13 protein-coding genes are annotated in these 21,947 nt (G+C 58.8%); 8 read left to right on the forward strand and 5 right to left on the reverse strand.

What is annotated here, in order from left to right; all coding sequences use genetic code 11:
• Window positions 1-487: 487 nt before the first annotated feature.
• Window positions 488-859, forward strand: a complete 372-nt coding sequence (locus V3W27_RS19175; protein ID WP_330207292.1) for a DUF6124 family protein — start codon at window positions 488-490, stop codon at window positions 857-859.
• A 140-nt stretch (window positions 860-999) separates the two neighbouring features.
• Complete coding sequence (locus V3W27_RS19180; protein ID WP_330207293.1) at window positions 1,000-1,359, forward strand: DUF6124 family protein; 360 nt, start codon at window positions 1,000-1,002, stop codon at window positions 1,357-1,359.
• Window positions 1,360-1,553: 194 nt separating this feature from the next.
• Here the strand turns inward: V3W27_RS19180 and V3W27_RS19185 are convergent, their stop codons facing one another.
• Entirely contained in the window at window positions 1,554-4,619 is a 3,066-nt protein-coding gene (locus V3W27_RS19185; protein ID WP_330207294.1) for a hypothetical protein, read from the reverse strand.
• Between the two features lie 534 nt (window positions 4,620-5,153).
• Here V3W27_RS19185 and V3W27_RS19190 point away from each other — a divergent pair.
• The 3 genes from V3W27_RS19190 to V3W27_RS19200 all read left to right on the forward strand — a co-directional run bounded on the left by V3W27_RS19190 (window position 5,154) and on the right by V3W27_RS19200 (window position 11,745).
• Window positions 5,154-7,103 (forward strand): hypothetical protein, encoded by a 1,950-nt coding sequence (locus tag V3W27_RS19190; RefSeq protein ID WP_330207295.1) that lies wholly within the window; start codon window positions 5,154-5,156, stop codon window positions 7,101-7,103.
• A 157-nt stretch (window positions 7,104-7,260) separates the two neighbouring features.
• Window positions 7,261-9,213, forward strand: a complete 1,953-nt coding sequence (locus tag V3W27_RS19195; protein WP_330207296.1) for a hypothetical protein — start codon at window positions 7,261-7,263, stop codon at window positions 9,211-9,213.
• 285 nt (window positions 9,214-9,498) lie between these two features.
• Window positions 9,499-11,745, forward strand: a complete 2,247-nt coding sequence (locus tag V3W27_RS19200) for an autotransporter outer membrane beta-barrel domain-containing protein (protein ID WP_330207297.1) — start codon at window positions 9,499-9,501, stop codon at window positions 11,743-11,745.
• Between the two features lie 115 nt (window positions 11,746-11,860).
• On the opposite strand, the gene V3W27_RS19205 is transcribed toward V3W27_RS19200, so the two are convergent.
• From V3W27_RS19205 to V3W27_RS19215, 3 genes are all read right to left on the reverse strand, one after another.
• Window positions 11,861-13,354 (reverse strand): hypothetical protein, encoded by a 1,494-nt coding sequence (locus tag V3W27_RS19205; RefSeq protein WP_330207298.1) that lies wholly within the window; start codon window positions 13,352-13,354, stop codon window positions 11,861-11,863.
• A gap of 223 nt (window positions 13,355-13,577) precedes the next feature.
• On the reverse strand, window positions 13,578-13,973 hold the full coding sequence (locus V3W27_RS19210; protein WP_098967773.1) for a YbaN family protein: 396 nt from the start codon (window positions 13,971-13,973) through the stop codon (window positions 13,578-13,580).
• A gap of 10 nt (window positions 13,974-13,983) precedes the next feature.
• Window positions 13,984-14,571: a UPF0149 family protein gene (locus tag V3W27_RS19215; protein ID WP_007962155.1), complete on the reverse strand. Its 588-nt coding sequence runs from the start codon at window positions 14,569-14,571 to the stop codon at window positions 13,984-13,986.
• Between the two features lie 396 nt (window positions 14,572-14,967).
• Here V3W27_RS19215 and recQ point away from each other — a divergent pair, with 396 nt between their 5' ends.
• The 3 genes from recQ (at window position 14,968) to V3W27_RS19230 (ending at window position 19,563) form a co-directional block, all read left to right on the forward strand.
• Window positions 14,968-17,097, forward strand: coding sequence for a DNA helicase RecQ (gene recQ / locus V3W27_RS19220; protein ID WP_247267739.1), 2,130 nt, complete (start codon window positions 14,968-14,970; stop codon window positions 17,095-17,097).
• A 133-nt stretch (window positions 17,098-17,230) separates the two neighbouring features.
• Window positions 17,231-17,665, forward strand: coding sequence for a MarR family transcriptional regulator (locus V3W27_RS19225; protein WP_027613988.1), 435 nt, complete (start codon window positions 17,231-17,233; stop codon window positions 17,663-17,665).
• Window positions 17,666-17,793: 128 nt separating this feature from the next.
• Window positions 17,794-19,563, forward strand: coding sequence for a FimV/HubP family polar landmark protein (locus tag V3W27_RS19230; RefSeq protein ID WP_247267738.1), 1,770 nt, complete (start codon window positions 17,794-17,796; stop codon window positions 19,561-19,563).
• A 142-nt stretch (window positions 19,564-19,705) separates the two neighbouring features.
• Here V3W27_RS19230 and V3W27_RS19235 read toward each other — a convergent pair whose 3' ends face one another.
• Window positions 19,706-21,907, reverse strand: a complete 2,202-nt coding sequence (locus V3W27_RS19235; RefSeq protein ID WP_330207299.1) for a patatin-like phospholipase family protein — start codon at window positions 21,905-21,907, stop codon at window positions 19,706-19,708.
• Window positions 21,908-21,947: the final 40 nt, after the last annotated feature.

Genomic DNA, 21,947 nt, shown 5'->3' on the forward strand with positions numbered 1-21,947 from the left:
GCGATGGCGGCCTCCCAGCCGACCAACCTCCCGCCTGAATGCACGCATTCCAACTGTGGGAGCGAGCCTGCTCGCGAAAGCGGCTTGCCAGACAAAATCAAAACAACAGAGCAAACCCCGCACATAAACATAACCCCGCAACCACGTTTAAAGTACACGAACCGTTACGCCATGCCGGCTACAACGCCTTGCGCCGTTACCTACGCGTACGCCAGAATCCGCCGGCTTACACGGCTATGGGGCGGGCTATATCGTTTCCCTGTCACTGAAAATCAGTGATCGGGTTTGGTAGCCCGTTTCATTACAGTCGTGCGCCACATTACAGGTCCGTTTTTGGGGCTCTGCTTTGATGGTGGCCATGCGTGGGGCTCCTTCGGGAGCGCCGGGTTTACTGTTTTGACCGGTCTACCAACCCACAAATGGCCGCCACCCTTCGTTTGGTAGCGAGAGTGATGGCTCCTCACTTATTCAAAACAGCGAGTCACCTATGTTCAAAGCCACACCCAACCCCCCGGACACCTCGATCCCGTACGACCCGGCCCTCGACCCGCAGAAGATAAAAGCGGCAACCGACCGCGCCATCAACTTCTACCTCAACCCCGGCGCCCTGAAGATCTCGATCCCTTCAACCTCGTCATGCAAGGCGAACAGAATCTTCCTCATCGACCCCGAGGTGGATGAAGAAACCTTGCTCGTCGAAGCCTGCGAATCCCTGGCCGCCGCCAGCGACATGGCCCGCGACATCGGCGACACCGTCGACAACCCACAGCGCCGGGCGATGCTGATGCTGCATCAGGTGATCATGCTCAGTGAACTGATGGTCAACCGGGTACTGGACGGCCGCCGCGTGCCGAACTAATCACCCGGTCCCCTGTAGGAGCTGCCGCAGGCTGCGATCTTTTGATGTTGCTTTTAAAAAACAAGATCAAAAGATCGCAGCCTTCGGCAGCTCCTACAGGGAGTCATTCTTTCAAAGTACTTTGATCGGAGTTCCTGCTGATGTCCGAAACCAAGCCCAATCCGCCAATCACAGACCCGCTATCACCCTACGAATCCCTCAACTCCAGAAAACTCCACGAAGCCGCCGAACGCGCTCTCGACCACTACCTCGCACCCGCGCATATCATGGCCACGCCGTACACCCCCAGCAGCATGTTCATGGTCAACCCGCAAACCGACACCGAATCCCTGCTGGCCAACGCCTGCGAATCCCTGGCCTCGGCCACGGTCATGCTCGGCGATTTCGCCGGCACGCTGGAGGGGCCGGGTCGTAATACGGTGTTGGGCATTGCGCAGGTGGTGATGCTCGGGGAATTGGCGGTGAATCAGGTACTGGATAATGTTGTGCCAAAGGAATAGCCGACAGCAGTAATGGCCTTTTCGCGAGCAAGCCCGCTCCCACAGTGGATCTGCGTTGGTCACTGGTTAAGTGCCCGGCAAGATCCATTGCATGAGCGAGCCTGCTCGCGATTGCCATCAGATAAATCCCTATCCTTATCCGTTGTATTCAGATTGTCCTGAGTAGGTGGCTGTTGCGGGGTATCAAGCCCGGATTACCTGATGCCGTACCCGTTTGCCGTGTCGCCTCCAAAACCCAGATCTCTTAAAGCCTTCGTTTCTCCTGTGGCCGGATAAATCGCCCAGCGTTTGCCAGTGCCGGCCGAATCAGCCGCCCAGCACCATACATGGTCTGTCGCTAAGCCCGCATAGGTGCTGATATATGAACGCCACTCCGCCAAGGACGGAATTCGCCCACCCTGATTAGCCGCCGCATTGCTGCATTGGGTATAGGTATTGAACGCGCCGGTTCCGAAGATTCGATATACGTTCGAGACTGAAACAGGGTAGGACACCGTCTGGTTTGCACTATCGCGAACCGTAATGACAGCGGTACCGTTGCCTTTGGAAATCACCCGACCATTGGTGATATTCACTTCTGCGGCCGCTGAGTTGCTTGATGAGTATTGATAGGGTGGGACGCCCCCGCTTGCCTGCCTGTCGACAAAACTGCCACCCGGAGGATTTGTGGGAGTGTGATCGGACCGGAAAATCCAGCCGCCAAGCGATACAGGCTCGGTATTGATAACCAGAGCAAGAGCCGCTTTGATCGTGTAGGTGCGCACAGGGAATACCGCCGCTTCATCCTCATCCGTGCTCTTGCCGAACGCGGCCTTGAATTCCATGGTCAGCGGGCTGCCATCCTTAAGGTTTCTCAAGCCTGCAAAGGCGATGCTCCGCTCGTAATAACCTTGTTCGAGCCACTTGTCGCTGACCATTGAGCCTGGTGCCGTATGAATCTGCAGGTTGTAGTCGCTGCCATCCGCGTTCGTCCCTCTCAGACGCAGCCAGACATATTGGCCTGTGGCAATCAACGGCCAGACGCCCATGCGATAGGTGGCATTGCTGGTCAGATTCCCTACGTTGAACTCCTGGCCCTCGCCGTCATCGTCGGCGTCCATGATCACCGGCAGGATCAAGCTTGAGTCCGGCAAGGTGCCGACATTCAACAACAGCGGCAACGAGGTGCGGGGCGCACCGTTGCGGATGACGGTGTACGTCACGGTGACGGTTTTGCCCAGGTTGAATGCCAGCACGGTGACCGGCAGTTCGATTGTCAGCGTGGTTTCACTGATGGGTCTGGCCGGGGTGGTGTGCGAGCCGCCGGCGGCGGTGCCGGGTGCGCCGGTCCAGGTCACGCTGAGCAGATCGCTGAGCAGCAAGTCTTGCGAATCGATGTTGACGGTCAGGGCTTCCACGGCCTTGATCGGCTGCAAGGTAGTGCCATCGGCCTCGGCCTGCTGAACCTTCGGCCGGGTCAGCAGCACGGCTTCGCCGACAGTGAAATTCAACGTCCGCGAGTAGCTGACACGTTCCGGCGTGGAGCCTGCCGCCACCCTGAGGATTTCATACATCGCGTCCACAGTGCCGCCGCGATTGGGTTCGATGTGGGTCTGGACGAAGGTCGGGTTCAGGGTGAAATCGATGGCTTTGCCGGCATTGAGCGAATTGATCGGCACCGAGTCGCTGGTCTTGCCGGTTTTCGAGCCGCGCCAGGTATAGGTGACCTTGTCACCCGCTTTGGTGGGTTCGGCGGCAGCCGGGGCGGTCAGTTTGCTCGAACCGCCGGGCAGGTCCTCGGGTTCGAGTGTTCCGCCGGCCTCACCGAGGACGATGGGCGCGACCAGTTCCAGCAGCGGTTCACCCACCCGCAACAGAGCATGGTGCAGTGACTCACGCTGAATGATGCCTCCATCGTTGCCCTCGGCCATCAGCACGTAGAACAAATCCAGCGTGCCGCCCTCGATGGCTTTGAGGTGTTTGCCTTCGACGATGATCGGGATCGGTTCTTTGTCGTCGATATCGCCCTTGCTAAGGGTGTGCCAGTCCAGTTCCGGGTCGTAGACGCTGAAATCCTGGCGGGTGCCGACCCAGCGCAGAACGATGACCATGCCCACCTGCATCATCGGATCAAAGGGGATGACGGCGGTGGTGTACACCCGATCAGGGTCGAGTGCCCCTTGTTGCGCATCCACGGCAATCGGTGCGAGCAGGCGTCGGGTTTCTCCTTTTATACTGACGAAGCGCCCGCTGGAGGAGCGATCATCAGACCCGCTGCGTTCCACGCGATAACTGAACACGGCCTGGGTTTTGGCCAGCAAACGTATGTCGGCGCTTGGCAGGGCCAATTCGTAGATGTTGCCCACGCTGATGAGGGGCTCGCCGCGGACTTCAACGTTGATCGGTTCGCCGTCCAGCGTGGTGCCCTTGCCCAGGCCGATGATCACATCGCCGATCCGGAATTCAGGCGCATCGACCACCACTTGCAAGGTCAGCGGCGCCTCTCCCAGCTTGTCCATGTCCAGCTCACTGTTGAAGGCCTCTTTGACCATGGGAGGCGGCAGGCGCTTGTTGCCGGTATCGACGGCAATCCGCACTGCGGCGCACCAGTCTTCGGAGCGGTTGTCGACAATGTCGTGTACTTCAAAGGCTACGGCCAGGCTATCGGTATCGCCGGCGGCGAGGATGGTGGCCTTGTCGACATGGATGACCAGTGGATGGCCCTGCGGGTCATCGATGTGATCCTGGGTCACCCGTGGCGAATACTCGAACCAGCCACCCCAGGTCAATTTGCAGCGGTCACCCACGGCCATGTTGGGGTAGGGCAACAGGCTGCTGCTGCCGGGTTTGGCCTTGATGATGATGTCGAGGCCGGTTTCGGCGGTTTCCTTGTCCACGCCATCGTTGATGATCCGCGGATCGATGTACATGTACAGCTCGGAATGCCCCGGGGCACTGCCGTTTTCATCCTTGCCGCCGGGCCGTTCGAGTTTGACGAAGATATTCACCGGAGGCAGCGAAATTTCCGGAGTCTGTTCGAATACCTTGACCCGATATTGCAGCGTATAGGCCCCGGTCACGAACCGCGTGGGCGGGACATACAGGGTGACACGCTCGCCGACATCCTCTGGCTTGACGAGGGTGGTCTGGTCGACCTGAATACCGTCGAGCAGCAGCTCGATGTGGTCACCTAAACCCATAAGGTACCAGGGTGGGCAATAGACTTTCAGCCCCTTGTCGGGCGCCAGCAACTGCGCGGCGGCGATATTGATCCCCCACACCCCCCCCTCCAGGGCCGGCTGCGTACGGTCGGGTATTTCCAGTTGCCGCAGAGACTTGGGGGCCGGGAGGCGAGGGGGCTGAATAAGCATGCTGAAGACTCCAGAGTCGTGGGAAGCAAAGGCTCTGGGTTATTTAGGGGCAGGTGGCGAGCGTTGGCTACTGTCAGAAATTACAGGTAAGGACGTATTTGCGATGAACGGTCGGGGGGCGGGTTTTGCGTGCCTGAAACGACTTCCCCGTAGGCGCTGCCGCAGGGAAGTCGACTCTGCGGTGACCCCCTTCTGCTCAACAAAAATACAGCTTCACGCTGAGCTGACTGTTCAGTCGTTTCCATCGGCTTCCCGACAAACGGTAAGCAAACCTAGTATTTCTGACAGTAGTCAGCTTTTTCCGGCAGGCATCTAATTGGGTCACAAACGTTCCACGCCATCGTCAGTCAATGGCCCGTTTTATCTTCACGACTGCCCTGCGCGAGAACACTGCCCGCTCAATTGCCGTGGAGTTTCGCAATGGTGCCCCCAGAAGAGTCGTCGATGGATCCGCAACACGCGCGCGGCGATGTCGAAACAAGTCTTGTGGTTATTCCAGAACCGATTGTTCCGGATATCCTGAAAGACGAAGAGGGTAATGAGAGCCCGGACGGGCTATTACCTCGCGATGTATTGAATCGCGATTTGAAAATCACGATTCCGGCGTGGGATTTCTCGACAGAGCCGGAATTCGTAAAAGACGTCGTGTTGGTGGGCTTCAGGCGACGGGGGCTTCCCTTTGATGACGACACGGCGGGGGTGTTCCCGTTCGATATTCCCATTGATCCGGGTGACAAGATTGTTTCGGTGCCTCAAGGGGACCTGGCAGCTGGCGTTTACGACCTGTCGTACAAGCTCGTGATTGGTGGCAACGACGCGGAATCGCTGAAAAAAACCATCACTGTCGATAGAGTGCCGCCGGATGACGGCCAGGAACCGGCGATGCTGGAGCTGCTGGATCTTGAGGGCGACATCACCGATGACTATTTGGACGAGCACGGTCAGGTTCGTTTCAAAGTACGCCTCTATCTGGACGTAAAGGCTCGTGACCGGGCGATTTATTACTGGACGGACACCAACACGCCACCGGACTTCGAAACCGAAATCCGCGAGCAGGCGTTCAGTCAGTTTGATATCGATAACGATCAACTCATCATCACCGTCTACGCAGACGAAATTCGCCTGCGCGGTCATGGACAGCGATACATCTATTATCGCTTGCGCGACTGGGCCGGAAACCGGGGGCCGCGCTCGCGGCCGCTGCCTGTGTTCGTCGATCTGAGCCCGGGGGTGCCCGTTCACAAACCTCCGCGCATCCCCCTGTCGGACAGAGGCTTGATCGATCGGCAGCACGCCCGGGAGGGAGCGGTCAACCAAGGGGCGGTGACGGTCGAAATCGATGCCTATGACAATCCGTTGAGCGGCGATCAGATACTGCTGGACTGGGATGGCACTGTTCTGCCGCCGCAGGATGTCGACCCGGCCAACTTTCCTTGCGTGATCCCTGTGCCGTGGAGTGCGCTCACAGCCAAGGGGCTGGGGCCGGTGAATGCTCGTGTCACTTACCGCGTGCGTTCAGGGGGCGTCGATAGCAAACCATCAATGGAAACCCTGGTATCGGTGAACCTGACGGTGGCAGGCCAGGATCACGCCGATGCGCCGGCGTTGTTGAACCCCAAGCTTGCCTTGCTGGAGATCTACGGCGCCAACTCCAAGGTGCTGAACACATTGCTTACCGAAGATTTCGGCGAGGACGCCGACGGCTTCCTGACCTTGTTCGACGCACCTGAACGAGGACACACGATCGAAGTTTATTGGGGGAGCATGAGTACGCCCGTGGCGAGATACATCGTCCAGAGCGGTGACGTTGCCGGCAAGAGAGTGCCGTTCAATATTCCATGGTCGGTCATTGACCAGGACCGGCTGAACCCGGCGTTGCCGGTCCATTACACCACCAGCAATGGCGTCAACCAGCAGTTGGCGCCATTCACGCCCGTCAAGGTGTCGATCATCATTATCGAAGGTCTCGAAGAGCCTTCGTTCCCTGACGCTGGCATCAGAGGAACGCTTGACTGCTGTGCGAAACCGCGTCTCTGGGAGCGGGTGCGCGTGAGGATTGAAGGCAACCCGGCGTTTGACGAGAAGGACATCGTGACTTTGTTCTGGCAGGGATGCGCGGGACCGAATGGCACCACGCCCATTCCCGGGGCCGCGAAACCGTTCTTCACCACTTTGAGTGCGGATCAGGCAAGAAACGGTTTTGAAGTGCATGTGACCGATTACGAAAAATTGATAGCGCCGATGGAAAACCAGGGTTCGGCGTTATGTCATTACACCTTGAAAAAGTTTACGGGTGGGCAGGGTGTTTCAAAAAAAGAGTTCGTGATTATCAATAGAACCATGCCCAGTGGTGCAGTGTGCTCACCCACTAATGAAACCTGCACGGAACCGTAACGGGTATTTGATTAATTAAAGTGCATTAGCCGTTTTTAGTCGGGACAGTCACGAGTATTTATTCGTGGCTGACAGAGAGTGTTGTGCCCGCGTTTTGGGCGTTAGTTGATTGACAAAATTCCGGGCAGATAAAGCCCGTTTCTGAAGGAGTTGAAAAATGGCAAGTCCGAAACCATTGACGCCCGCTGAACAAAGTCGGGTCGATTATATGAAAGTTCGCCATGCTGTTACAAAAGTTGATGCGCCCGTGATCAAAGTGCATCCAGACAACCCATTTCTAGACGATACGGCGGATGATGAAACCAACCAGATTCCGCTAAGCCTGCAGGGAAAGCCTTTCAAATGTCTGGTTCCGAGGCCTGCGGAGGCTGACGACCCGGAGGTGATACCGGGCTTCATTGATCTGACGTTTGACGGAAGTCGGATACCCTCTACTCGATACCGTTATACGACGCCGCTGGACCCCGATATTCTTGAAATCGACATGACGTTTCCTGTCGGATACACCGATAGGCCGGGGACACATGAGTTGGGATACTTTATCGATCAAGGCGGTAATGAGAGCAACTCTGTTCCGTTGAAGTGCAATGTTGACAGAACTCCTCCGCACCCGTTTTTTCCGGTTGGACTTCCGGATGAAATAATAAATGACGGTATTACCAAAAAATATCTGGACGATAATGGTTTTGTAGCCATTAAGATTTCTAATTATGGAGATATGAAGATTGGCGATTTTATAGAGTTGTTATATGGGGACTCGACAGTGTTGGCAGAGGTTGTCGATTCGGTCACCCGGACTGATACCACCACTGATATCGTGCTTAGACTTACCGCTGAACAAGTATTCAAGCAAGATGAAGGGACTCACGCGCTTTTTTTCAGAGTCACCGACCGTAAGGGAAACCCAAGTACTTTTTCTCCACCAGTCCACGTTACGGTCGTTCTGACGGACCCACCCGAGGGGCTGTTGCCCCTTAGTATTCCGCTGTATGACGGTGTCGGTGACGGTCTGGTCGATCTGGCGGATGCGCAACACCCTTTGGGCGTGGGAATCTATGACGAATACACCCACTACTTGCCGGGAGATGAGTTGGTGGTGACCTACGACGGCATTCTGCAGATGGCGAAGACCATCAGCGGGTTCCCGTTTTACGTCGATATTTCGTTTAAAGACGTGTTCAACGGCGACCCTGGTGAAAAAACTGTAGAGGTCGAGTACCAAATCAAACGCGGCAGCACTTATTACCCGCCAACTCCGATTTCCAAAGAAGTTAAAGTTGATTTGCGAAAGCCCGGTCTGCCGATTGATCCGGAAAATCCAGACCCGACCAATCCGAATCTGGCGTTGGTGACGGTTCAGGGAGGTTCCGGGGGCCCTGTCAATACGTTGCGAGAAGCCGACAAAGATCAGGTTGTTACTGTCACGGTCGATACCTATACCGACGCCAAGGAAAATGACACCGTTCAACTTGTATATGCGGGCCAGCTTGTTTCTGAGGAGGATGGCGGCCTCGTTACGATTCCAGACCCTGTTCCCACAACTCTGAAGTGGGAAGTCGAGTGGAGCGTTTTTGCGGCGGCAGGTAACGGTGATCCAACGCACCCGATGCCTTACGTCATCGGTCATTCGCTGAACGACAACGTAGATATTTCAGAACCTCAGGAGGTGGATGTGGAGATTCAAGAGGACACTGTCCCTGATCCGGCATTTTTACACCTTGATCCTAACTATACTGACTGGCTGAACTGCAAAGCCTTGCGCCTAGATCCCATCGAGGGTGTGGTGGTCGAGGTGCACGTCCCGGGCGGGGAATTGGCACTGGCGAATCAAGAGCTGACATTCACCTATCAGGGTTATACCGACGACGGCGGTGCAAACCCCAAACCCGGGACAGACAAGGAGGTGTTCTACACACCGACAGATCAGGAGGCCGCGTCCGGCTTCATTGTGAAGATCCCATACGAGCCCTTGCTCGCGACTCTGAATGCGTGGGGTGGAGTCGGTTATACGGCTGTTATTAACGGGCGCGAGGTTCCCTCCAAAGAGCATTTGGTCAGGGTGTACCTGGTCAATCCGGGTGATGGCGGAAGTTGCCCGTTGCCTACCTGATTCAACGCGTTTCAAAGGAAACACGGGAGGCCGCTACGCCTCCCGTGTCCTCGCTGAAACGGTTGCTGAAACAGGCGGATCATTCCTCGAGCGGGAAAGGACTTTTCCGTCCGGAGCTAGGACTTCTCCTACATTTTTGCTTGACCCGGATAGGTATTGTTCGCGCCTCTTACAGTCTTTTGGCGTTTCTTCTGAAAGATGTGAGGTGATGAACATTCAGGAAGCCACGTCATGAACAAAAACCATGTTTCGCTGCAAAAAAATGCTGCGGCAGGACTCTTTAAAATGCTGGTCGTGCTGCCAGCATTTTTTTTTACCGGCGGGCATTCTTTTGCCGCCGTTATTGTCGATAACGGCAATACGCTGAATATCGATGCAAGCACACCGCAGAGCGATTATCTGGTACGCAACGCAAGTGTGCTGAACATCGCGGGGGCCACCACCCAGAGTCTGTCTGTCACGTCCGGATCAACGTTGAATATCAACGGCGCAACGGTCAATGCCGACAGTGGGCTGGAGGGTATCCGCATAACCGGCAGCACGGGTGATCTCACTCGCGCCATCGTGACCAGCGACTTTATGGGGCTGGCGGTCAATCGGTCTATCGGCTCGACCCTGGGCTCCACGGTCACTGCAACCGACAGTCAATTCAAGGGTGGGGAAATCGGTGCTCAGGTCACCGGCTTGAGCACGCTCACGCTCATCAACAGTCAGGTGACGGGCACTGGAGCTGACAGTACCGGCCTGAACATATTGGGGGGGGACGTACGCGCCTCCGCAAACACGGTTATCAGCGGCGACAAGACCGGGGTGACTATGGGCAGGGATCCCTCGGGCCTGGGCAACAATTCACTGCGGCTCGACAACGCCAGTGTGGAAGGCCGCACCGGTGATGCGATTCTTGTGGACAAGGGCATCAATGCCACCCTTGAGGTGTTGAACCAGTCCTCCCTGACGGGGGGCAACGGCAACGTGCTGACGGTGCAGGGCGCTTCCACCGCGGGCATGTCTGTCAGCGACAGCACGCTGCAAGGCAACGTCAACGTCGCCGGCAACAGTACCGCCAATCTCACCTTCGATCAGGGCAACATGAAGGGCGATGTGCTGGTCGAAAACGGTTCGACCGCCAACGTCACCCTGCAGAACAACTCGCAACTGACCGGCCGTCTCGACAAGGTCAACGGTGTGACCGTCAACAGCGGTTCGAGCTGGACCCTCACAGGCGCTGACACTGTAGGAACACTCGCCATGAATGGCGGGACGGTGCGCTTTGGTGCGCAGGATGTGCCAGATACCTTCTACCAGTTGAACGTCGGCACGCTGGCCGGCTCGCCGGATGGTTCCAGTACGTTCGAAATGAAGGGCAATTTCGCTACCGGTCTGCACGACTTCCTCAATGTCACGGGTGTTGCCACCGGGCAATTCGGATTACTGGTGGCCGCTTCCGGTCTGGACGCGGTGAACCCGCAGCAGTTGACCCTGGTGCACACCGCCGCCGGCGACGCGCAATTTGCCCTGAGAGGCGGGCATGTCGATCTGGGTACCTGGTCGTATGACCTCGCTCGGCGAGAAGTGGGGGAGGGCGGTACGGAATGGTTTCTCGACCCGACCACCAAGACCATCAGCCCCGGGGCGAAATCGGTACTGGCGCTGTTCAACGCTCCGGTGACGCTGTTGTATGCCGAGGCGGCAACATGGCGCAGCCGCATGGGCGAGTTGCGTTTCAATGGGGGTGACACCGGCCTGTGGATGCGCACCTACGGCAACAAGTACAACATCAACGCCGCTTCCGGAGTGGGTTATCAGCAGACCCAGCAGGGGCTTTCGCTGGGGGCGGATACGCACCTGGGCGACAGTCTGTGGGTGGCCGGGATCATGGGTGGCTACAGCCATACCAATCTGGACGTCGCACAGGGGACTTCGGGTACGGTCGACAGCTACTATCTGGGCCCTTACGTGACCTGGATGAACAAGCAGAGCGGTTACTACTTTGATGCGCTGCTCAAGTTCAACCGCTTTCAGAGCGATACGAAAGTCGGCATGAGCGATGGCACCCGCGCCAAGGGCAGTTATGACAGCTCCGGTGTCAGCGCTTCGGCGGAGTTCGGTCGCCAGATCAAACTGGAGGATGGCTACTTCATCGAGCCGTACGGCAAACTGTCGACAGCGGTGGTTCAGGGGCGCAACTTTGATCTGGACAATGGCATGGAGGCCGACGGTGATCGCAGCCGCTCGGTGCTGGGTGAAGCGGGAACCACTGTAGGCCGCAATTTCAACATGGGCAATGGCATGGTCGCCCAGCCTTATGTGCGCGTTGCGGTGCAGCACGAGTTCATCAATAACAACCGCGTGACGGTCAACGCTGATAATCAGTTCAACAACGACTTGTCTGGCACCCGTGGTGTGCTGGGCGCAGGCGTTGCAGTGGCATTGACCAAGGACCTGCAAGTGTATGCCGGTTACGACTACAGCCATGGCAAGTCCATCGAGAAACCGTATGACTTGAGTTTCGGAGCGCGCTGGACCTGGTAAGCAGCGTCATGATGTGAATACCTGAAAAACGCCTCGCACCTGCCGGGCGTTTTTTTGTGCTGGACTGCCGGTCAACCCGCTGTCCGGGCCGGCGGGTTGACCTGACGCCTGCGACTCAGGTGAATCGCAACACGTTGATTTCCTGATGTCCGGACTCATGCGCGCCCCGCCAGTGCGGCCCGTCACGGGACACCCGGTAGAACAGATTCAGCGCACCGTTCTCCAGCACCCGCAGATGTTTTCCCGGCACGTACAAGGTCACGAGATGATTTTCCACGTCCTGCGGGCTGACGATGTGCCGAGCCTCATACAAGTAGGGAATGCCATTGGCCTTGGTGCCCAGCCAGGCCATGTCGACGATATCGTCCATGGTCATGCCCGGGTACTGAATGTTCACGGTGGCCGATGTGATATCGGCACTCACCGTATTGCCCGCGGCTTCGCTTAAGACCGGCGCGGGGATCCGGCCTTCCACCGTGGCGAGTTCGTGCCTGGAGGGGAGCGCAGAGCCATCGTCCTTTTTGTAGCGCACATACGATACGTCTGCGGTTCCCCTGGCAATCGCCCGGACCTGCGCATTCGGAATCTGAAACATGAGGATGCTGGGGAAGCTTTCCACCCTCTGGGATTGTTGGTTGGGCAGCGGAGCACCGGTGGGTGGTGTGCCTACCCAGGTCATGGTGACGGTGTCACCCACCTGGAAATCGCTGGTGGAGGCGCGAACATGCACGTTGACATCGCGATTGTTCAATTTGTCGAGATCAATGATGCCGTTGACTGACTCCTGGATAATCGGCTTATCCAGCTGCCGGATTCCGGACATGACTTTGACTGTGGTCCTCAGCGACCACTTCTCGGAGTGGTTGAATACCTCGTCATGGATCCCGTAATGCACCACCTGCGCGTTGCCGTCGCCACCGGCCACAATATCGTCCTGGTGTGCGGTGATCTCGATAGGTGCCGTGCCGGCTGCCTCATCGGCGCTGACGGTATGAGGTGACAAGAAGGCGTTGCCCCATTGCACTTGGATAACGTCGCGCACGGCGATGTTCGGGTAGGGAGGAATAACCATCGGCACACCCTTGGCTGCCCAAACCGCATCCACGCCGTTAACGATGACGTCGCGCGGCAGCTGCACGATGTGCAATTTTGCATGTCCGGGCAAATGGGGTTCATCGTCTTTGCCGCCTGGCAGATCCAGCTTCACCAATATTCGCAAGGGCGTGGCGGGCTCCTCGGGGCTGGTGCTGCCCGCGCGGGTCAGTACGTAGTAGACCTCGTCGACCCAGCCGGGAAGGATGTTCGTCACAGGCAGGAAGAAAAACACCGGTTGGTTGCTGCCGTCTTCGTCGTCCTGCAGAACCCGGGTAAAGATCTTGTGATCCTTGCCCCAATAAATATCGAGCGTGTCACCTTTGCGCATGGGTTCGGCGTAGGCATCGACGGCGCAGAACAAACCGTCGGGAAACTGGTAGTAGGTTTTGCAGTTGATACCGCCGTCCCCATTGACGATCGGCTCTATCATGGCCGAAATCCGCAAGGGACGCAGTTTCAGCCCCGGAACTTCAGTCTGCAAGCGTGGAAACAGGAAGGAGTGAAAGTGCGTCATGACGAAAAACCTCGGCGAAGGACAGGTGGCTCTGCGAGGAAGGCGTTGATTGATTGGGCCTGATATGGCGAGTGCTGCCTACTGTCAGAAATAACAGGTAGGAGGTTTTGTCCGACGAGCGGTCAGTGCCAGGGCACTTGGATAACTGGCTCGAAACACACGAAATAGACGGCCTGAGGCGCTGTATCGGGGATAAATGCAGATGTAGCGGGGGCGGCGGTATTCAGGATTTATCCAAAGTCTTTTGCCGAAGGATGTACACCGTCACCAACACCGCGCTGGTCAACATGAACCCCCGTGCCCACGGCAGCGGCACCAGGTAGCACGAGAACAGAATGCTCGCCCACATCAGCCCGATCGCGTAGACCTTGCCCTTGAGCGGAATGCCGTTGCCGTCGAGGTAGTCGCGGATCCATGGCCCGAGCTTCGGGTGCTCGACCAGCCATTGATAGAAACGCGGAGAGCTGCGGGCGAAACAGGCGGCCGCCAGCAAAAGGAAAGGGGTGGTGGGCAGAACCGGCAGGAAAATCCCGATCACCCCCAATGCCACGCTGAGCCAGCCGACGGCCAGCAGGAAGTAGCGCAACATCAGGGAGCGGTTGCCTATGGGGTTGTCCATAGGCCGGATCTTAGTGGTGACGTGGCTTGAGGATCGCCGGTTTTTCGTCTGGCGCCTGGCACAGCAGGTACAGCGCGGTCAGGGCTTCCGGGATCTGCACGATCATGTCGTCCATCAGGTTGGCGTCCTTGGCGATGTCTTCGAACTCTGGCTGCTCGTCGAACAAGCCCGAACCGACCATGATCGGCAGGAGCATTTCGCTGACTTCTTCTTCAGCGGTTTCGAACCAGGCCGCTTCACGCAGGAATACGCCTTCCATGAAGCCGATGCACCAGCCGCGCAGTTCAGAGTCGTCCGGCTCGTCGCCCAGGTCCAGGTCGCACGGCAGTTCGAATTCTTCGTCGGACGCCAGTTGACGGGCGATGTGCGCCTTTAGACCGATCAGCGTGGCTTCGATTTCTTCGCGCTGGGCCTCGCTGCTGTAATGCGGCTCTTCGGCGAACAGGGCGTCGATCCACTCACGCTCCGGTACGTCTTCTGCACAGATCGACAGGGCGGTCAGGTAACCGTGGGCGGCCACGTAATCCAGCGCCTCTTCGTGCAGCTCGTCGGCGTCGAGAAAGACTTGCAGGCGGGTTAGTTGCTCAGCGAAGGACATTACGGGGCTACCTTGGGGGAATAAACAATGCGGGAATTCTAGGCCTTCTTGAGCGCTCAAGCCAGCCGCACGGCAGATTTGCCGCAATTACAGGCAACACGAATATCCCAGTGGGAGCGGGCTTGCTCGCGAATACGGCGTATCAGACACTTTTGCATCGACTGGCACGCCGCCTTCGCGAGCAAGCCCGCTCCCACAGGGTTTTCGTGTTGGCGGCTAGCGGAGTCTTATCAGCGGCACCCTGTGCCGGGGAACGCTCGGGTATACTGCCGCGTTTTGCGCTCCCTGCGCGTATTGCGGCTGTCATTGCAATGCGTTCTTACGTTTTGTTTAAGCAGCTGTGGCTGTCCTGAACCAGCCTGTGCAGGGATGTTTCGGTAGATTTTTGGAGTTTTTATGCTCGAACAGGCTCAACGCGTCCTCAAGGACATCTTCGGCTACGACAGTTTCCGTGGCCGTCAGGGTGCAATCATTGAGCGCGTGGCCAGCGGCGGTGATGCGCTGGTGCTGATGCCTACCGGTGGCGGCAAGTCCCTGTGCTTCCAGGTACCGGCGCTGCTGCGCGAAGGCCTGGCGGTGGTGGTGTCGCCGTTGATCGCGTTGATGGACGATCAGGTCGCCACCCTCGAAGAGCTGGGCGTGGCCGCCGCCGCGCTGAACTCCACGTTGAGCGCTGAACAACAACGTGACCTCGCCAACCGGATCAAGCGTGGCGAAGTGAAAATGCTCTATCTGGCGCCGGAGCGTCTGGTGCAGCCGCGCATGCTGTCGTTCCTGCAAGGCTTGAACATCGCCCTGTTCGCCATCGACGAAGCGCATTGCGTGTCGCAATGGGGCCATGATTTCCGCCCGGAATACCTGCAACTGGGCCAGTTGGCGGAAATGTTCCCCGACGTACCGCGCATCGCCCTGACTGCCACCGCCGACAAGCGTACCCGCGAAGAAATCGTCACCCGCCTGCACCTGCAGAACGCCGAGCGTTTCCTGTCGAGCTTCGACCGCCCGAACATCTTCTACCGCATCGTGCCCAAGGAACAGCCGCGCAAGCAGTTGCTCGCGTTCCTTGCCGAGCGGCGCAGCGATGCCGGCATCGTCTACTGCCTGTCGCGCAAGAAGGTCGAGGAAGTCGCCGCGTTCCTCAGCGAGCAGGGCTTCCCGGCGCTGCCGTATCACGCCGGTTTGCCCAACGATTTGCGCGCCTATCACCAGAAGCGCTTCCTCAACGAGGAAGGCCTGATCATGGTCGCCACCGTGGCGTTCGGTATGGGCATCGACAAGCCCAACGTGCGTTTCGTCGCGCACCTCGATCTGCCGAAATCCCTCGAGGCCTACTATCAGGAAACCGGGCGCGGCGGCCGTGATGGCCTGCCGGCGGATGCGTGGATGGCCTACGGTCTGCAAGACGTGGTGATGCTCAAGCAGATGCTGCAGAACTCCGAAGGCGATGAGCGCCACAAGCGTCTGGAGCAGCACAAACTCGATGCGATGCTCTCGCTCTGTGAAGAAACCCGCTGCCGCCGGCAGACCCTGCTGGCGTATTTCGACGAAGACATGCCCGAGCCGTGCGGCCACTGCGACAACTGCGTCGACGGCGTGCAGACCTGGGACGCCACCGAGCCGGCGCGTCAGGCACTGTCGGCGATCTATCGCACCGGCCAGCGCTATGGCGTCGGCCATCTGGTGGACGTGTTGCTGGGCAAAGACAACGAAAAGGTCCGCAGCTTTGGCCATCAGCACCTGTCGGTGTACGGCGTCGGCAAGGCGCTGAGCGAGAGCGAATGGCGCTCGTTGTTCCGGCAACTGGTGGCGCGTGGTCTGGCCGACGTCGATCATGAAGGCTACGGTGGCCTGCGCCTGAGCGATACCTGCCGGCCATTGCTCAAGGGCGAAGTGAGCCTGGAGCTGCGCCGCGACCTCAAGCCGCAAGTCACCGCCAAGACCGCCAGCAAGAGTCCGGCCAGTCAGTTGGTGCGTGGGGAAGAGCGCGAACAGTGGGAAGCCTTGCGTGCACTGCGGCGCAAACTCGCCGAAGAGCATGGCGTGCCACCGTACGTCATCTTCCCCGATTCGACCCTGCTGGAAATGCTCCGCAGCCAGCCGACCTCGCTGGCCGACATGGCGCGGGTCAGCGGTGTTGGTGCGCGCAAGCTGGAACGTTACGGCGAAGCCTTCCTCGAAGTGCTCGGCGGCGAGGCCGAGGCGCCGAAAGTGGTGGCCGATGTGCGTCACGAACTGATCACCCTGGCCCGCGCCGGCATGACCCCGATGCAGATCGCCGGGCAGTTGCAATGCTCGGAAAAGAACGTCTACACGATGCTCGCCGAGGCCATCGGCAAGCAACAGTTGTCGCTGGAGCAGGCGCTCGACTTGCCTGAAGAACTGATGGGCGAAGTGCAGGACGCGTTCCTCGACGGCGAGGGCGAGTTGCCGTCGGTCGCCGAAGTGGCCGAGCTGTTCGCCGGTCGGGTTCCGGAGGGTGTTCTTTACTGCGTAAGGGCTGCGCTGCAATCGGAATTCGAAATGTAAGAGGGCGATTGCGCCAACCGTCAGGCAGTTGTAACGATTCAGTACAGGTCGGCTCTTGCCTATAGCCAAATGTCATGCTTAGCTGACTAATAATTAGTTTTTCTCTATTTGTCAGTCTACTCATGAGTGTTTTATGCCGTTAACCGATCAACACCGCTTTGGCATGCAATTGGCCCAGATGTCTCGTGGCTGGCGTGCCGAACTGGATCGCCGGCTGGCCGGTCTGGGCTTGTCCCAGGCGCGCTGGCTGGTGCTGCTGCATCTGGCGCGTTTCGAAGACGCGCCGACCCAACGCGAGCTGGCGCAAAGCGTCGGTGTCGAAGGGCCGACCCTCGCGCGCTTGCTCGACAGCCTGGAAAGCCAGGGCCTGGTGCAACGTCAGTCGGTGATGGAAGACCGCCGGGCGAAAAAAATCGTGCTCTGCGCCCCGGCGTTGCCGCTGATCGAACAAATCGAAACCATCGCTACACAGTTGCGCCACGAATTGTTCGAAGGCGTCGACGAGGCGGATCTTAAGGTGTGCATGCGCGTTCACGGGCACATTCTGGGCAACCTGGAAAAATCTTGAGGCATAAACCGCGCGCCGGTTTTTTGAGGGATCGCGCAGAGCAGACTATAAGAACTACTGGGCAATATCGTGTTCGTACCGGATGTGCGAACGCATAGAAACCGGTTTTGCTTATTTAAGGGATGCTCATGCTCGCAAGTCGGCACGTTGTACTGCGCGGTGGCGCCAGATGGCTGCTGGTCGCTGGTGTATTCAGCTATTCGACCTGGTCGATGGCACTGGGGTTGGGCGACATCACCGTCCACTCAGCCCTCAATCAGCCGCTCAAGGCCGACATCGCGCTGGTGGATGCCGCTGGCCTCAGTGCCAGCGACCTCTCGGCCAGCCTGGCCACCGCGGATGAATTCGCCCGGGCCGGGGTCGAGCGGGTGTTCTTCCTCAATGACCTCAAGTTCACCCCGATCCTGCATGGCAATCGCCAGATGATCCGGGTGACCTCGCGCAAACCGGTCAATGAACCCTTCCTGAATTTTCTGGTGCAGCTCAATCAGCCCAATGGCCGCCTGCTGCGCGAGTACACGCTGCTGATCGATCCACCCGGATCGCCGAGTATCGTGCCGGCCACCGACGAGCCCGATCCACGTGCGCAATCCTCTGAATTTCCCACCGTCGAACCTGCCACGGCGGCGCCTCAGGCTGCTCAGGGCAAGCGCGACGCCGCCCCTTCAGCGCCACCTGCTCCGGCGGCGCCAGCCAACGATGCCGTGGCCGAGCAATTGGCGGCCAGCGTGTTGCTCAATCAGCAGTTGCAGAAGACCGTGGACGAACTCAACGCCAGACTGCAGGCGCAAGATGTGCAGATTGCCGACGGTAAAAAGCAGGTCAGTGATCTACAAACGCGTTTGAGCGAACTGCAACAGCCACCGGCACCAGCCATCACGCCGCCAACTCCCGCGCCAGTCATCACCGCGCCTGAAGCTGCCGACGATGGACTCAACTGGCCGCTGCTCGGTGGCTTGTTGATGCTGCTGGGATTATTGGGTGCCGGGCTGTTCGTACGGCGTCGGCGGCAGCTGGTGGAGGGCACCGCACCACTGGCAGCTCTCCCGGCAGCTCGACAAACAGATCCTGAAGAGCCGCCAGCCCCCCAATCGGCAAGCATCCGCGCAGCCACCGAACACCGTGAAGAACCGGCGGCCGGCGATGTGCTGGAGGCGGTGGGGATCTATCTGGCCTATGGGCGTTTGAGTGAGGCGGTCGGGCTGTTGCGCAATGCCATGGACAAGGAGCCCGAGCGCACCGAGTTGGGTGTGCAATTGCTCGAAGTGTTGGGGCGGCAAGGGGACAGCGCAGCTTATGAACAACAGGAAAGTCGCTTGCGTGATGCAGGAGTTGATCCGCAGCAACTGGCCGCGATCCGTGAGCGGCATCCAAAGTTGACCGGCGCTGCGCCGATTACCCCGGTATTGCCGATCGTCGCTGCTGCGGCAGTGGCTGCTCCTGCGTCACCGGCGCCCGAGGATGATTTCGAGTTGAATCTGGGTGAGCTGTCGATGGCGTCCAGTTGGGATCTTGAAGACAGTCGTTTGACACCTGAGCAGCCCGTAGAGCGGACTGCATCGAACTCCGATCTCGAGATCCTGCCGCCGGACTTCGAGCTGCCCGAAACAGCGGCCAGCGAAGAGGCGGAGCTGGAGTGGATCCCCGAACCGGACGCGCAGCCGCTGGACGATGACTTTCTCAACGAGTTCGGCGAACCGGAGCAATCGCTGGTGCTGGAACCGCTGGAGCTTGGGGGCACTGAGCCGGAATACGGTTCTGAGAAGCTCGAACAGGCGCAGACCTGCATTGATGACGGGGATATCGACAGCGCGATTGCCTTGCTCAATGAGTTGCTCAAGGAAGGGGATGAACCCCTCAGGCAAACGGCGCGGACGTTATTGGCGGGGATTCGCTGAAGGTTGAGTCAGCGGAATTGTTCGCTGACTGAACTATCGCCTTCGCGAGCAAGCCCGCTCCCACAGTTGGAATGCGTTTCAGTGTAGGAGCGGGCTTGCTCGCGAAGGCGGCCTGGCAGGCAATATAGATCCACCTGAATGATCAGAACGTCTGCCCCAGATTCAGATAAACCGCCTGCTCATTCGCATCATTCAAGCCATAGGTGAAGTTCAGCGGTCCCAAAGGCGTATCGAAGCCGATAAACACGCTGGCGGCATTGATGTAGCCGCTGTCGAATTCATTGTCGTTGTTCCACGCCCGCCCACGCTCCAGCGAAGCCCCGGCATACAGCGGGAAGTCCAGCGGCAGATAGGAACGCGGCGTCAACCGGCGGTAGTACACGGCGCGCAGCAGGCTGACGTTCTGCCCGGAAATCGAATCCTCGCGAAAGCCTGATAACTGCCGCGCACCACCGAGCAGGAAACTCGACGTCACCACATTGGCATCGTCCAGCGTTCGGCCATAACGGCCGCCGAGAATCAGTGTATCCGGGCCATGGCTCATGGCTTTATCGAGCTTGAATTCCCACTGCCGGTAGCGCGTGTCCGAGCCGAGGCCCGGTTCGAATTGCATCAGGGTCAGGCTGACGTCCTTGCCCTCGTGGGGGAAGTAGACATTGTCCAGCGAGTCGAACGAGTACTTCAGCGAGTAGAACCCTTCGGTGAAGTTTTCTCTCGGCAGGTCCTGATCGCCGATGCGCACATCCGCTTTGCCCCAGGCCTCGCCGACCCCGAAGCGGATTTCACCGTTATTGCCGATCTGCCGGCCGAAATTGAGGCCGAAACCGTAGCGTTCGACGCGATATTGGGCGATCGGATCGTTGTCGAGCACAGCATCGACGTTCTGCGCTTCAAACGCAGCATACGGGGCTACGAAGTAGCGCGAGCCAACGTCCAGCGGCTGATAGAACTCGGTGTAGAGCTCCTGTTTGTCGCCGATTTGTGCGCGGGTCAGCCATTCCGCGCCGAGGCGGTTGATGCCGTTGATGCGGTAGCTGGCGCCGAGATTGAAGGCACTGTCACCGCGCATGTCGTCCGAAAGGTTCAGGCCGACCCGCAGGTAATCGGTGCCGCTGCGTTTGCCCCGGGCGCTGATCACCAGCGTGTGATCCTGGCCCTTGTGCACTACGCGGTACTGCACCTGTTCGAAGTAATCCAGGCCGTACAGCGTGCCCATGTCCGAGTGCAGTCGGCCCAGATCCAGCGGCTCGCCGATCGGCTGACGGATGTAATAGCGAATCACCTCATCGCCGACTTTCGAATTGTTCTCGACCCTGATCGCGGTGATGATCGGCGTGCGCTGGCCCGGGGCCCGGGCTGCATTCAGTTCGGCGTCTTGAGATTCGTGAGGTTTGAGCTGAGCGAGGCGGGCGTCGAGAATCCGCGTGGCGCGGTAACCGGCGTCAATCATCTCCTGGGCCTTGCCGAAATCGGTGACGCCGAATGCCGCCAGCGCCGGTTGGATCAGCACGTCGGTGGGTTTGAGGGCGGCCAGTTGCTCTTCGGAGTTACGCCGGGTCATCAGGGTGATCGACTGGTTCAGCACATCGACCACGGTCGTCAGTTGTTTGCGGTTGCGCAGCGGCGTACCGATGTCGACCACGATTGCCACGTCGACACCCATCTCCCGCGCGACGTCGAGCGGGATGTTGTCAGTCATGCCACCGTCCACCAGCAGCCGCCCGTCCAGTTCGACCGGGGCAAACACCGCCGGAATCGACATGCTGGCGCGGATCACCTGCGGCAGGTGGCCTTTGCGGAACACCACTTTTTCGCCGTTGGCGATGTCGGTGGCGACGGCGCGGAACGGGATCGGCAGTTTGTCGAAGTCGCGGGTGTCACTGGTGTGCGCCAACAGGCTCTCCAGCATCAGCGCCAGGTTCTGGCCCTGAATCACCCCCAGCGGCAGGCCGAGGCTACCGTCATCGCGAAAACTCAGTTGCTGTTTCACCAGAAAATCGCGGTCGTCCTGCTTGCGGCGAAACGGCACGTCTTCCCGGGGCGGCGCGTCGGACAGCGCCTGCTGCCAGTCGATGTTCAGCGCGAGTTTTTCCAGTTCATCGATCTTGTAGCCCGAGGCATACAGGCCACCGACCACCGCGCCCATGCTGGTGCCGGCAATCGCATCGATCTTGATGCCTTGCTCCTCAAGCGCCTTGAGCACGCCGATGTGCGCCAGGCCACGGGCGGCGCCACCGGACAGCACCAGACCGACTTTCGGGCGGGGCGCTTCGGCGGCATGCACGGTGACATTAGCAAAGAGGGGCAGGAAGCCAAGCAGCAGGCAGAACAGCAAACGGCGCATGGTGAGTCTCGGGGCAAGCGATAAAGCCGGCTATTATAGC

Origin of the sequence: Pseudomonas sp. AM14(2022) (assembly GCF_036346455.1) — a bacterium.
Classification (GTDB): Bacteria; Pseudomonadota; Gammaproteobacteria; order Pseudomonadales; family Pseudomonadaceae; genus Aquipseudomonas; species Aquipseudomonas putida_A.